At 58.9% G+C, this 13,459-nt stretch carries 11 protein-coding genes; 4 read left to right on the top strand and 7 right to left on the bottom strand.

Annotated elements, in window-relative coordinates; all coding sequences use genetic code 11:
- Positions 1 to 79: 79 nt before the first annotated feature.
- The 7 genes from accC to RHM56_RS20150 form a co-directional block, all read right to left on the bottom strand.
- On the bottom strand, positions 80 to 1,438 hold the full coding sequence (accC, locus tag RHM56_RS20180; protein ID WP_322235383.1) for an acetyl-CoA carboxylase biotin carboxylase subunit: 1,359 nt from the start codon (positions 1,436 to 1,438) through the stop codon (positions 80 to 82).
- Between the two features lie 17 nt (positions 1,439 to 1,455).
- Positions 1,456 to 1,917, bottom strand: a complete 462-nt coding sequence (gene accB / locus RHM56_RS20175; RefSeq protein WP_019826877.1) for an acetyl-CoA carboxylase biotin carboxyl carrier protein — start codon at positions 1,915 to 1,917, stop codon at positions 1,456 to 1,458.
- Positions 1,918 to 1,942: 25 nt separating this feature from the next.
- On the bottom strand, positions 1,943 to 2,398 hold the full coding sequence (gene aroQ / locus RHM56_RS20170) for a type II 3-dehydroquinate dehydratase (protein ID WP_003439222.1): 456 nt from the start codon (positions 2,396 to 2,398) through the stop codon (positions 1,943 to 1,945).
- A gap of 130 nt (positions 2,399 to 2,528) precedes the next feature.
- Complete coding sequence (locus tag RHM56_RS20165; protein WP_322235380.1) at positions 2,529 to 4,307, bottom strand: protein-disulfide reductase DsbD; 1,779 nt, start codon at positions 4,305 to 4,307, stop codon at positions 2,529 to 2,531.
- 144 nt (positions 4,308 to 4,451) lie between these two features.
- Entirely contained in the window at positions 4,452 to 4,961 is a 510-nt protein-coding gene (locus RHM56_RS20160; protein WP_322235377.1) for a hypothetical protein, read from the bottom strand.
- A 102-nt stretch (positions 4,962 to 5,063) separates the two neighbouring features.
- Positions 5,064 to 6,107 (bottom strand): methyl-accepting chemotaxis protein, encoded by a 1,044-nt coding sequence (locus tag RHM56_RS26005; protein WP_416194922.1) that lies wholly within the window; start codon positions 6,105 to 6,107, stop codon positions 5,064 to 5,066.
- Positions 6,108 to 7,077: 970 nt separating this feature from the next.
- Positions 7,078 to 8,748 carry a PleD family two-component system response regulator gene (locus RHM56_RS20150; RefSeq protein ID WP_322235372.1) on the bottom strand — a complete coding sequence of 557 codons (1,671 nt, stop codon included), beginning with the start codon at positions 8,746 to 8,748 and terminating at the stop codon, positions 7,078 to 7,080.
- Between the two features lie 289 nt (positions 8,749 to 9,037).
- Between RHM56_RS20150 and RHM56_RS20145 the strand changes: the two genes are divergently transcribed.
- The 4 genes from RHM56_RS20145 (at position 9,038) to speA (ending at position 13,432) form a co-directional block, all read left to right on the top strand.
- Positions 9,038 to 10,108, top strand: a complete 1,071-nt coding sequence (locus RHM56_RS20145) for a DUF2333 family protein (protein WP_322235369.1) — start codon at positions 9,038 to 9,040, stop codon at positions 10,106 to 10,108.
- Between the two features lie 3 nt (positions 10,109 to 10,111).
- On the top strand, positions 10,112 to 10,654 hold the full coding sequence (locus RHM56_RS20140; protein WP_322235367.1) for an NUDIX hydrolase: 543 nt from the start codon (positions 10,112 to 10,114) through the stop codon (positions 10,652 to 10,654).
- Positions 10,655 to 10,951: 297 nt separating this feature from the next.
- Entirely contained in the window at positions 10,952 to 11,323 is a 372-nt protein-coding gene (locus RHM56_RS20135; protein WP_178110145.1) for a translation initiation factor Sui1, read from the top strand.
- A 195-nt stretch (positions 11,324 to 11,518) separates the two neighbouring features.
- Positions 11,519 to 13,432, top strand: coding sequence for an arginine decarboxylase (gene speA, locus RHM56_RS20130; protein WP_322235365.1), 1,914 nt, complete (start codon positions 11,519 to 11,521; stop codon positions 13,430 to 13,432).
- Positions 13,433 to 13,459: the final 27 nt, after the last annotated feature.

Below are 13,459 nucleotides of genomic sequence, written 5' to 3'. Positions count from 1 at the left end.
CCTGTGGGAGCCTGGCAATGTGTGTCATTCAGACACAACAAAGCCGCTCGAAAGCGGCTTTGTTGAGCAGAAAACAAACTTACTTGTTAGCCAGTTTGTGTTCCAGGTAGTGAATGTTGACGCCGCCTTTGCAGAAGCCTTCGTCATTCACCAGGTCGCGGTGCAGCGGGATGTTGGTTTTGATCCCGTCGACCACGATTTCGTCCAGTGCATTGCGCATGCGGGCCATGGCTTCGTCACGGGTCGCGCCCCAGGTGATCAGCTTGCCGATCAGGGAGTCGTAGTTGGACGGAACCTTGTAACCGCTGTACAGGTGCGAATCGACGCGAACGCCGTTGCCGCCCGGTGCGTGGAAGTGCTTGACCAGGCCTGGGCTCGGCATGAACGTCGCCGGGTCTTCAGCATTGATCCGGCATTCCAGCGAGTGACCGTGAATGTTCACGTCAGCCTGGGTGAAGGACAACTTGTTGCCTGCGGCGATGCTCAACATCTCTTTAACGATGTCGATGCCGGTAACCATTTCGGAAACCGGGTGCTCTACTTGTACGCGAGTGTTCATCTCGATGAAGTAGAAACGACCATTTTCGTACAGGAACTCGAAGGTGCCCGCGCCACGGTAGTTGATGTCGACGCAGGCCTTCACGCAGCGCGCCAGTACTTCTTGGCGAGCCTTCTCGTCGATGCCCGGTGCCGGTGCTTCTTCCAGCACCTTTTGGTGACGGCGTTGCAGCGAGCAGTCGCGGTCGCCCAAGTGGATGGCGTTGCCTTGACCGTCGGAAATGACCTGAACTTCCACGTGACGTGGGTTGGTCAGGTATTTTTCGAGGTAGACCATCGGGTTGCTGAACCAGGCGCCGGCTTCTTCGCGGGTCTGCTTGGCAGCTTCGATCAGGTCTTCTTCGCGGTTCACAACGCGCATGCCACGACCACCACCGCCGCCAGCGGCTTTGATGATCACTGGGTAGCCGACTTCACGGCCAATGCGCAGCGCGGTTTCTTCGTCTTCTGGCAGCGGGCCGTCAGAACCCGGAACCGTCGGAACGCCCGCAGCGATCATGGCGTGCTTGGCCGATACCTTGTCGCCCATCAGGCGGATGGTGTCAGCTTTCGGGCCGATGAAGGCAAAGCCGGATTTCTCGACTTGTTCGGCGAAATCGGCGTTTTCAGCCAAGAAGCCGTAGCCTGGGTGGATCGCCGTGGCGCCAGTCACTTCGGCCGCCGCGATGATGGCCGGGATGTGCAGATAAGACAGGTTGGCTGGTGCCGGACCAATGCAGACGGTTTCGTCTGCCAGGCCCAGGTGCATCAGTTCTTTGTCAGCAGTGGAGTACACCGCGACAGTCTTGATGCCCAGTTCCTTGCACGCCCGCAGGATGCGCAAGGCGATCTCGCCGCGGTTGGCGATCAGGACTTTTTCCAGCTTCTGAGGCTTCAACATCGTTGGCTCCCCGTGGTTCAAACGATGGTGAACAGCGGTTGGTCGAATTCAACCGGCTGACCGTTTTCTACCAGGATGGATTCGATTACACCGGCTTTCTCGGCGGTGATGTGGTTCATCATTTTCATCGCTTCAACGATGCAAATGGTGTCGCCGACTTTAACGGTCTGGCCGACTTCAACGAAGGCAGGCGAGGTTGGCGCCGGGGTGCGGTAGAAAGTGCCGACCATTGGCGACTTGACCACAAAGCCGTTCAGTTTAGGTGCCGCAGGTGCTTCGGTCACGGTAGCAACCGGTGCTACAGCCACTGGAGCAGCAGCCGGAGCTTGTTGCATTGGCGCTGGTGCGTAGAACTGTTGGGCTGGAGTTTTGCTGTGACGGCTGATGCGTACGGACTCTTCGCCTTCTTTAATTTCCAGCTCGTCGATGCCGGACTCTTCCAGCAGTTCGATCAGTTTCTTAACTTTACGGATATCCATGAATCGTCAACTCCCAATGGGTCGGTCAGGGGCGTTTAGCTTGTAGTTCAAGCTGTTCCAGGGCGGCCTCCAAGGCCAGTCGATAACCGCTGGCGCCAAGGCCGCAGATCACACCTACCGCAACGTCGGAGAAGTAGGAGTGATGGCGGAAAGGTTCGCGTTTGTGCACGTTAGACAAATGCACTTCGATGAATGGGATGCTCACCGCCAGCAGCGCGTCACGTAATGCCACGCTGGTGTGGGTAAAAGCAGCCGGATTGATCAGAATAAAATCCACGCCTTCATCGCGTGCGGCGTGAATTCGGTCGATCAATTCATACTCGGCATTGCTTTGCAGATAGAGCAAATGGTGACCGGCATCGCGGGCTCGCTGCTCCAGGTCCTGATTGATTTGCGCCAGGGTAGTCGCGCCGTAGACGCCCGGTTCGCGGGTGCCTAGCAGGTTCAGGTTGGGGCCGTGCAGAACCAGAAAAGTCGCCATCTGCTGTTCCTTATTTTCTATGTGCAATTGTTAACGCCGGGCGACTATGCCGAAAAGCTGAATCAGTGTCCAGTTGTCTGCAAAAGCCAGCACGATGTCCGATGTTCGCGAAAAGTTTGTGACCAAGGCTCTAGATCTGGTCATTCGCGATGGCGACACGTTCGGCGAAGTCCGCAGCATTGATCTCACCGATGACCCGTTGGTCACTTTTTTCTGCGCCATTTTTACCGAAGAACATCAGCGCCGGAGGGCCGAACAATTGGTAGCGATCGAGCAGGGCGCGCTGTTCGGCATTACTGGCGGTTATGTCGAAGCGCACCAGTCGATAGCCTGTGAGCAGATTGAGCACCTGCGGGTTGTTCAGCACCTCGTGCTCGATCACTTTGCAACTGATACACCAGTCGGCGTACCAGTCCAGCAATAGCGGCTGGCCTGCGGCCTTGGCCTCGGCCAGCGCGCTGTCGAGCTGCGCCGGGGTGCTGACGGTTTGCCATTGCCCGGCTGTTTGCGCGCTGGATATCGTGGCAGGGCTGGCGGCTTGGGAATGACCGACAGGATTGAACGGATCACTTTGACCGCTCAACGCGCCGAACCAGCAGGCCAGTGCATAAACCAGCAACAACAGCCCGAGCAACTGCGCCAGACGTTGTCGCGAAGTTTTGTAGACGAATTCCAGCGTGCCGAGAAACAGGCTCACGCCTGCTGCCAGCAAGCCGATCAGCAACAGCGTGAGCGGGCCGGGCAATACGCGGCTGAGCAAGCCGATGGCCAGGCCGAGCAGCAGCACGCCAATAGCGTTTTTCACGCTGACCAGCCACGGCCCGCTTTTTGGCAGCCAGGCCGCGCCGCCGGTGGCGACCAGCAACAGTGGCGCGCCCATGCCCAGCCCGAGGGCGAACAGCTTCAAACCGCCGCCCAGCGCATCGCCACTGGCGCTGATATACAGCAGCGCTCCGGCCAGCGGGGCCGAGACACATGGCGATACCAGCAAGCTGGAGACCACGCCCAGCACCGCCGCGCCCCACAGCGAGCCGCCTTGGGTGCGATTGGCGACACGGTCCAGCCGATTGCTGATGGCCTGCGGCAACTTCAGCTCGAAGACGCCAAACATGGCCAGCGCAAAAATGGCGAAGAACAGCGCAAAAGGCACCAGAACCCACACTGATTGCAGTCGGGCTTGCAGATTGAGTTGCGCGCCGAACAGGCCCATCAGCGCCCCGAGCAACGCAAAACAGGCGGCCATCGGCAGCACATAGGCCAGCGACAGGCTAAAGCCGCGCAGCCCGCCGACTTGGCCGCGCAAGACCACGCCCGACAAAATCGGCAGCATCGGCAGCACGCATGGCGTAAACGTCAGGCCTAACCCGGCGAGGAAGAACAGCGCCAGTTCGCGCCAGTTCCAGGATGTTGCGGGTGCATTGTGGCTCTCGGCAACGGGCGAAGCGGGCGCGCCGCCAATGCTCAGGCGTTCGGTTTCTGGCGGGTAGCACAAGCCTTTGTCGGCGCAGCCTTGGTAGGTGACCACCAGGGTGAAGGGGCGTTGATCATTGGCCGGGCGCGGGATGTCGACATCGAGGATGCCGTGATAGACCTCGACGTCACCAAAGTATTCATCGTGTTTTTGTTCGCCGGGCGGCAGTTGCGCTGCGCCCAGAGCGATGTCGGCGGGTTCGGTTTTGAAGGCGAAGCGGTGCTTGTAGAGGTAATAACCTTCGGTTGGCACGAAGCGCAGCTTGATGGTCTCGGGCGTTGTGTCAATCAGATTGAGCTTGAACGCTTCGCGAACCGGCAAAAAATCGGCGCTGTTATTGATAGCACCCAGCGTTGAACTGGGGCGGGCGTCCAGCAGGCTCGCGCCCATGGCAGGCACGGCGAACAGCAGGCACAGGACAAAGAACAAACGGCGCATATAAATCTCGCTAATAAAACCTGCGCGCATGATAGCGGAGTGAAGAAGTGTGTGCCGACCCGGCCCTTGTAGGAGCGAGCTTGCCTCGCGATCTTTTGATCTTTAAAAGATCGCGAGGCAAGCTCGCTCCTACAGAGGGGGGATTTAACGTTGTCTGGCGGGAAGGTCTTTAACGATGAATTTCACATTAACGTCATTGCGTTTGTAGACCCATGAAGTATGTCGGTCAGTGGCGGTTGAACAGGTCACGTCCATCACATCAACCAAAATGATGTTAATGCTGATGCCTTCGCTGATCGGCGTTTCACACCTCACTTGCTCATATCGCAACGCCCCCACAGGTTGGTAAGTAAATTCGCTGACACTTTTAAAGGCATGTTTTTGCAGGCGGCTAATGTCGGTGTTATCGGCGTCGGGTAATGAAGCCAGGCGTAAGGTTGCGCTCAAGGCTTGTGTATCAGACAACGCATAGGTGCTGGTCGAAAGGGGCAGGATCAGGCAGGGCCGCAGTTGCTGGCCATTCGGCGTGCAAAGAGAACCCTCCAGTGACGTAACAATGATGGCGATAAAGCGCGACTGATTTTCAACCTGCAGCGTTGCGCTTTCGGCGAGCGGACAGTAGAGAACCAACAGCATGAAAAGAGTGGGTCGCATGGGAGCGCCTATTGATGCCGCAGACGTTTATCGAGTCTGTGTGGGACGGCATCAATTTAATATCACTCCCGCTTCGTCTGGATACTGTCAGAAGTGACAGGGTCACACCCGAAACGCTTGCACCGCCGTATTCAGTTCTGCGCCCAGTTGCAGCAGTTGCTGGCTCTGATTGCGGGCAATGCCGATGCGTTGCAAGTTGTCGTCGCCCAGCAGGTGGATACGTTCACTGTGGTCACGAATTTCACTGACCGCCGCGCTTTGTTGGGCGGTGACGTCTGCAATGCGCACGGCGGTGTCGGAGATGGTGGTAATCGCCCCGACAATTTCATCCAGCGCGCCGTCGGCATCCTGCGCTTGCTGGGCGGTGGCCTGGGCGTGCACAACTTGTGCTCGCATGCCTTCAACCGATTGGCGGGCCGCCAGTTGCAGCCCGGCGATCAGGGTCTGGATCTCGCTGGTTGCCCCGGTGGTGCGCTGCGCCAGAGAGCGCACTTCTTCAGCGACTACGGCAAAGCCGCGGCCCATTTCACCTGCGCGGGCGGCTTCGATGGCGGCGTTGAGCGCCAGCAGGTTGGTTTGATCGGCGATGGAGCGAATCACTGTCAGCACGCCGCCAATGGTGGCTGATTCTTCGGCCAGCTGCTCGACGGTCTGGGCGTTGCCTTGTACTTCGCTGACCAGTGCGTGCAGCCCGGTGAGGCTTTGGCCGATCACGCGCTGGCCTTGAGCAACGGCGGTGCCAGCACTGCGACTGGCATCGGCGGCATGGCTGGCGTCGCCCGCCACTTGCGAAATGGTCGCCTCCAACTCGCCCAGCGCATCGCGAATCTGGCCGGTGTCCCCGGCCTGCCGCTCAGCGCCGCCGTGCAGGTCGGTACTCAGTTGGGCCAGGGTCTGGCTGCTGCCCGCGACTTGCTCGGCGTTGAGGCGAATGGTGCCCACCAGGTTCACCAGATAAGCGCGCAGGCGATTGAGCGACGCCTCGATGTCATGCAACTCGCGATTGGTTTTGCCCAATTGAATGTCGCGGCTGAAATCGCCTTCGGCCCAAGTCGACAGCAGCGGCGCCAAATACGTGAGTACCCGCGCTAGCTTGCGTTGCAAGGTGTCGATCAACAGCGCAATCAGCAGAATCAGGCCGATCATCAAGACTTGAATCAAGCGCACTTCGTCTTGAATCTGCCCGTGTTCGGCGCGAACCACGGGTTCCAGTTCGGCGATGGCGTGTTGTACGGCGCCGAGCTTGAGGTGTGTGGTGGTGCTGAGCTGGGTGCGTTGTTCGATTTGTGTCTGGGTGCGTTTGAGTTCGGCTGGGTAACGGGCCAGCAGGTTGTTCAGCTCGCGTTTGAGGTTGACCCCCGCATCTTCTGTTTGCGCGGCTTGCGTGGCATCAAGCCCCATCAGCGCCGCGAAGTCGTCGTTGCCCGTGGTGCTTTTGCTGCTGATGCCGAGCAAGGGCAAGGTGTCGATCTGCTGCGCTTGAGCCTGGATGCTGGCCAGTTCGCGCTCAACGTCACCGGCCAATTCACTGCGTCCGCTGCTGACCAGTTTGTCGCGGTTGAGCGACAGTTTGGCCAGGTGCAAGGAGGCGGTGAGCAGCGGCGGTAAATAGTGCGCAGCCTCGGGGGTGCTGGCTTCGCTGGCGTATTGGTTGAGTTGCTCAAGGCTGGCCGCCAGCTCGCGTTCGGCTTGCAGCAGCAAGGCTTGCGGGTCGCCCGCCAATTTACCGGCCGACAGCAGTTCGGTGTTGCTGAAGGTGCTCAGGTTTTCAAGGCTGGGGCGCAGTGCGTTGGCCAGCGCGGGCGGCAACGGATTCAGTTCGGTCTTGAGTGCGTCGAGGGCGCTGTTGGCCTCGCTCAAGCGCACGGCATCGCCGCTGGCCAGGTAGTCTTCGATGTTGCGTGCGACCTGGTTCTGGAACTGTTGCGAGAGGCTCAGGTAGCGCTCCATCAACACGTAGGGCCGCTCCAGCGCCTGTTGTGACCACCATAAGGTCGTGCCTAGCGCGAGACACACGGCGACCAGCAACAGTGTGTTGAGGTTGGTTAGCAGCTTCAGACGCATATGGATTCTGCCTACTACGCAGTGAGAAGCGGCTGAAGTTATTGCATTTAAGTTACAGCGGTGTGACGAGCTCGTCGGACTCGGATGAAATAGTGGCAATTTGCCTTATCTGGTCAAAACGCTGGACCTGGTTGCGCCCGTTTTTCTTGGCGCAGTACAGCGCTTCATCCGCTTGGGCGGCCATTAACAGGCTGTCAGCGTCACCTTTGAGCTCTACCACCCCGGCGCTGAACGAGCAGCGCAGGTCGGAGGGTTGCGCGGGGTAGTGAATCTCCGAGAAGCGCTCACGAATCAGATTGAGTACCTCGTAGGCTGATTCTTGGTCGGTGTCCGGCATGACAATCGCAAATTCTTCACCGCCGTAACGGCCAATGAAGTCGGTTTTGCGCAGGCGTTGTTTGAGGTACAGCGCCAGACTTTTAATCACCCGGTCGCCCATAGGGTGGCCGTAACAGTCGTTCACGCGCTTGAAATGGTCGAGGTCGAGCATCGCAAAACTCAGCGGGCCATTTTCGCGGCGCGCGCGGTAAGTGCAGTCTTCGAGCAATTGCAGGATATGCGTGTGGTTGTACAGCCCGGTCAGGCTGTCGCGCACCATGCGGGCTTTCAGGTTGCGGGCGCGGGCAGCGCGGTTACGCACAGTCGTAATCAGGTGGCGCGGCTTGATCGGCTTGGTCAAGAAGTCATCGCCGCCTTCGCTCATGGCATCGAGCTGTTTGTCCATGTCGTCCTCGGCCGACAAATAGATGATCGGCACGCTGACGTAGCGCTCATTGTGGCGAATCACCTTGGCCAGCTCAGTGCCGGTACAGGCTGGCATGTACATGTCGAGGATGATCAGGTCCGGCTGGAATTCAGCCAGTTCGGCCATCGTCTGAATCGGGTCGGTCAACGTACGGGTGATGATCCCGGCGGTGTTGAGCAGGCGCTCGGTGTGCAGCGCTTGCGCCCGCGAGTCATCAATGATCAGCACCTTGTACGGCTCGTATTGCGCCACGCAGGTCAGCACCTCGATTTTTTCCATCAGGCTGGAGACTTCGAGGGTGCCGGTCAGAAACGCTTGGCCACCTGCGCGGACAGCGGCCAGTCGGGTCGGTGTGTCAGTTTCATGCTGGCTGAAAAACAACAAGGGCAGTTTTTGTTCAAGGCCGATTTGGGCCTCGCCAGCCAGCTCCAGGCCTTGGCCGACACCAGCGAAATCAACGTCCATCACAATGGCGGCCGGATGGCGCTCGGCCATGGCGTGACGGAAGGCTTTAGGGGTTGCGAATGCCACGGCGTTGAGTTCGAAAAACTCCAGTTGCGTGGCCAGACGCTCCGCCCGCTCAAGGTCTTGCAGCAGGATGTAGACCGGTTTGCGCAGCGGCGGCAACGCAGTCTGTGCCAATTGATCGCCCTGGCGCAGGCCGGTGCGCGACAGGCGTTGCATCAAACGGTTGAGGTCGGTGATCAACGCGCTGCTGAGTCGGCCACGATTGGCCACCACCTGCTGCAACACCTCATCGATGGCTCGCGCCAGCTCGGTGTGTTCGGGCTGCTCAAAACGTTCGGCAAAACGCAGCAGGCGCAGGTTGGCTTCGCTGAATTCAGCGAGGCCTGAGGGCGACCATTCCTGAGTCTGCAAACGCTGCCAAATTTCAAGAATTTGGCGGGCCTGATGAGTAACGCGCTGGGCGAAGTGATGCTTCAGGCGCTCGTGGCTGGGGTCTTCTTGCTCGGTCATATCCTGGCTGCTGGGTAAGGGGGCATGCTGAGGTCGAGTGCTGGCTCTATGCTAGCACCTCATTTTCAATTGAACCTGTCCCGGCGCTAAATTAACTCGCACACGACAAAAACAGCCATCGTCCGCCCGTTCGTAGGCGTGGCTGCGAGCATGTTCTATAGTGCCGCTTGCATATGACCCCTGCATTGCTGCAGGACAGCTTAGCCTCGATTTAAAATCGTGCACGCAAGGCACGATGAGGTAGGGTTGTGGTCGAACTGTTGAATCAAGCATCTGAAGGGATATAGCCATGCTGGACTGGAAAAAACGTGAGGGCGACAGTGCCCGCGAGTCGGTCAAGGACACTCATGCAAAGCCGCGTGGCTACTTCAAAAGTATTCTGCTGAGCCGTTCCATTGCCGTCTTGGTCGGCATTTATGCCGTGGTGTGTCTGGGGCTGGGCTGGTACTGGAGCCAGGAGCCGGACTTGTTCCCGGTGCAGCAAAACGCCCAGTTGGCGGCCGAGAAAAGCGGCCAGCAAATGGTGCCGGGCTTCACCACGGTCGAAACCTTGAAAACCGTAGCCGGTACGTTGCTCAACAAGCCGGGCGGCTATCTGTCTAACGATCGCTTCCCGCCGGGCGTGTTTCTGGACAACATTCCGAGCTGGGAATACGGCGTGCTGGTTCAGGTGCGTGACCTGACCCGCGCCTTGCGCAAAGATTTCGCCCGCTCGCAGTCGCAATCGGCTGAAGACGCTGATCTGGCCAAGGCCGAGCCGCGTTTCAACTTCGACAACAAGAGCTGGATGCTGCCGTCCAGTGAGTCTGAATACCAGGAAGGCATCAACTCCCTGGGCCGTTATCAGGCGCGCTTGTCCGACCCGAATCAGAAAAACGCCTTGTTTTACGCACGTGCCGACAACCTCAACAACTGGTTGGGCGATGTAGGCACGCGCTTGGGTTCGCTGTCGCAACGTCTGTCGGCCAGCGTGGGCCGGGTCAAACTCAACACCACGCTGAAAACTGAAAGCCTGCAACCGGGCCAAGTGCCGGTGGTGGACGAAGAAATCGTTGAAACCCCATGGATGCAGATCGACAACGTGTTCTACGAAGCCCGTGGCCAGGCCTGGGCTTTGTCGCACTTGCTGCGCGCCATCGAAGTCGACTTCGCGGATGTGCTGGCCAAAAAGAACGCCACGGTGAGTGTGCGTCAGATTATTCGTGAGCTGGAAGCGGCTCAGGAGCCCGTCTGGAGCCCGATGATCCTCAATGGCAGCGGCTACGGCGTGCTGGCGAATCACTCGCTGGTCATGGCCAACTACATTTCCCGCGCGAACGCGGCCGTCATGGACCTTCGTCAATTGCTGTCGCAAGGGTAAGTGATGGCTATATCCGCGCTTGAGGCTGCACACCGTGCGGCCTCCGATGTCGAACGGGTTGCCTGGGTGGATCGTGATGATCACGTGCTTGGGGCATTGCCCCGGCATGAGTTGCGTGAACGCGGCTTGATCGGGCGCGGCACTTTTATTCTGCTATTCAATTCGGCAGGTGAACTGTGCGTGCACCAGCGCACCTTGAGCAAAGCGCTGTACCCGGGGTTTTGGGACGTGGCGGCGGGTGGCATGGTCGGCGACAACGAAACATATGCCGAGTCGGCGGCCCGTGAACTGGCAGAAGAGTTGGGTGTGAGCGGCATCCCATTGACCGATCACGAACGGTTTTACTTCGAAGACACACAAAACCACCTGTGGTGCGGTGTTTTTTCAGGCGTCTGGGACGGCCCGTTGCAGGTTCAGCCCGAAGAAGTCCAGCAAGCACTGTTCATGCCGGTGGCCGAAGCGCTGCGCCTGAGTGAGCAGCAGCCTTTTTGCCCGGACTCACTGGATGCGCTGAAGCGGTATCTGGCACCACCGCCTTCGTTGTAGCCGCTGCCGAAGGCTGCGATGGGCTGCGCAGCGGCCCCGTTTTTCAATAAAAGCGAACGCCCTCCGGCCCTTATCGCAGCCTGCGGCAACGGCGACAGGATTTAGATGATTTTTACGCCGATTGGCTATTGGGCAGCGGCGATTTTGTCGTTACACTGCGCGACCTTTTTCAGGCTCAGGCGCTTTTCCCGCTTGAGTTGCGCTGCCCCTGCCAGAGTGGGGCTTCGCGGTCGGTATACCTTGGCGCATCAGCGTCATGCACCGGCCAATTTTTTGTCCTCCATATGAGGATTGCCGGTGGCCAAAAAAGCCGCATCCTTCGCCGCCCTGGGTGGCCTGGTATTTTCCACCGACGCAGGTCGTCATTGTCCAGACTGTCGCCAGCCAGTAGACGCCTGTACCTGCAAACAAACCCTGATCCCTGCCGGTGATGGCATTGCCCGTGTGCGTCGCGAAAGCAAAGGCCGTGGCGGCAAGACGGTCACGACCATTACGGGCGTGCCGTTAGCCGAAGACGCACTCAAAGAGCTGGCCACCACGTTGAAAAAACGCTGTGGCACGGGCGGTGCGTTGAAAGACGGCATCATCGAGATCCAGGGCGACCACGTCGAGCTGCTGCTGGCAGAGCTGCTCAAGCACGGGTTCAAAGCCAAGAAATCCGGCGGCTAGCAGCCTCTGTGAAAACCACCGCTGAGCGTGTTGTGTCGCTCGCCATGGTTTTCACAGAGCCTGTTATCGCGGGTTTCTAAACTCGGCGCCGTTGTCAGGGTCTACCCCTGTGCAGACTAAACGTCACTTTCACTCTTTAGACTGCGCCTGCCTGCTTTCAGGTTGGGCTATTTGACTTATATATAGGGGACTTCGATGTCCGTACGACGCACACGCAAAGACGATGGCAGCCAATGGACAGTTGCGGACAGCCGCAGTGTTTACGGGATTCGCCATTGGGGGGCCGGGTATTTCGCGATCAATGAAGCCGGTCGCGTAGAAGTCCGTCCGAACGGCCCGAACAGCTCGCCCATCGATCTGTACGAGCAAGTCGACGAACTGCGCAAAAGTGGCTTGTCCTTGCCATTGCTGGTGCGTTTTCCAGATATTTTGCAAGACCGAGTGCGCCAACTGACCGGCGCTTTCGATGCCAACATCGAGCGCCTGGAATACCAGAGCCAGTACACCGCGCTGTACCCGATCAAGGTGAACCAGCAAGAAGCGGTGATCGAGAACATCATCGCCACCCAAGACGTGTCGATTGGCCTTGAAGCCGGCTCCAAGCCTGAGCTGCTGGCCGTGCTGGCGCTGGCCCCGAAAGGCGGCACCATCGTCTGCAACGGTTACAAGGACCGCGAATTCATTCGTCTGGCGCTGATGGGCCAGAAGTTGGGTCACAACGTGTTCATCGTGATCGAGAAAGAATCCGAAGTGGATCTGGTGATCGAAGAGGCGGCCTCGCTCAAGGTCAAGCCACAGGTCGGCCTGCGCGTGCGCCTGTCGTCTTTGGCGTCAAGCAAATGGGCTGACACCGGCGGCGAAAAATCCAAGTTCGGCTTGTCGGCCGCGCAATTGCTGTCAGTGGTTGAGCGCTTCCGCGATGCCGGTCTGGACCAGGGCATTCGCCTGCTGCACTTCCACATGGGCTCGCAGATCGCCAACCTGGCGGACTACCAGCACGGCTTTAAAGAAGCGATTCGTTACTACGGCGAACTGCGCAACCTCGGCCTGCCGGTTGACCACATCGATGTGGGCGGCGGTCTGGGCGTTGACTACGACGGCACGCACTCGCGCAACGCCAGCTCGATCAACTACGACATGGACGACTACGCCGGTGTTGTAGTCGGCATGCTCAAAGAGTTCTGCGACGCACAAGGCCTGCCGCACCCGCACATCTTCTCGGAAAGCGGCCGCTCCCTGACCGCGCACCATGCCATGCTGGTGGTGCAAGTGACCGACGTCGAGAAACACAACGACGACGTGCCAGAGATCGAAAACAAGGAAAGCCTGCCAGAGACCGTGCAATGGCTGGTGGACCTGCTGGGCCCGACCGACATTGAAATGGTCACCGAAACCTACTGGCGCGCGACGCACTACATGAGCGACGTGGCCACCCAGTACGCTGACGGCAAAATCACCTTGTCGGAAAAAGCCCTGGCCGAGCAATGCTACTTCGCCGTGTGCCGCCGCCTGCACAACTCGTTGAAAGCGCGTCAGCGTTCGCACCGCCAAGTGCTGGACGAACTCAACGACAAGCTGGCCGACAAGTACATCTGCAACTTCTCGGTATTCCAGAGCCTGCCGGACACCTGGGCGATTGGCCAGGTATTGCCGATTCTGCCGCTGCACCGCCTTGATGAAGAGCCGCTGCGCCGTGCTGTATTGCAAGACCTGACCTGCGACTCCGATGGCAAGATCAAGCAATACGTCGACGAGCAGAGCATCGAAACCAGCTTGCCGGTTCACGGGCTCAACGAAGGCGAAGACTACCTGCTGGGCATCTTCCTGGTGGGCGCCTACCAGGAAATTCTGGGGGACATGCACAACCTGTTCGGTGATACCGACTCGGTGAACATCTACCAGAAGGCCGATGGCAGCGTGTACCACGCCGGTATCGAGACCCACGACACCATCGAAGACATGCTGCGTTACGTGCACTTGTCGCCGGAGGAGTTGATGACTCACTACCGCGACAAAGTGGCCAGCGCCAAGCTCTCTGTTAAAGAGCGCACTCAGTACCTGGACGCACTGCGTTTGGGCCTGACGCGTTCGTCTTACCTGTCCTCGTAAGACTCAACTGACCCGTAGGAGCTAGCT

Source organism: Pseudomonas sp. CCC3.1 (genome assembly GCF_034347405.1).
Taxonomy (GTDB): domain Bacteria; phylum Pseudomonadota; class Gammaproteobacteria; order Pseudomonadales; family Pseudomonadaceae; genus Aquipseudomonas.
Note: the sequence above shows the minus strand (reverse complement) of the source record. Positions and strands in the feature narration are given on the sequence as shown.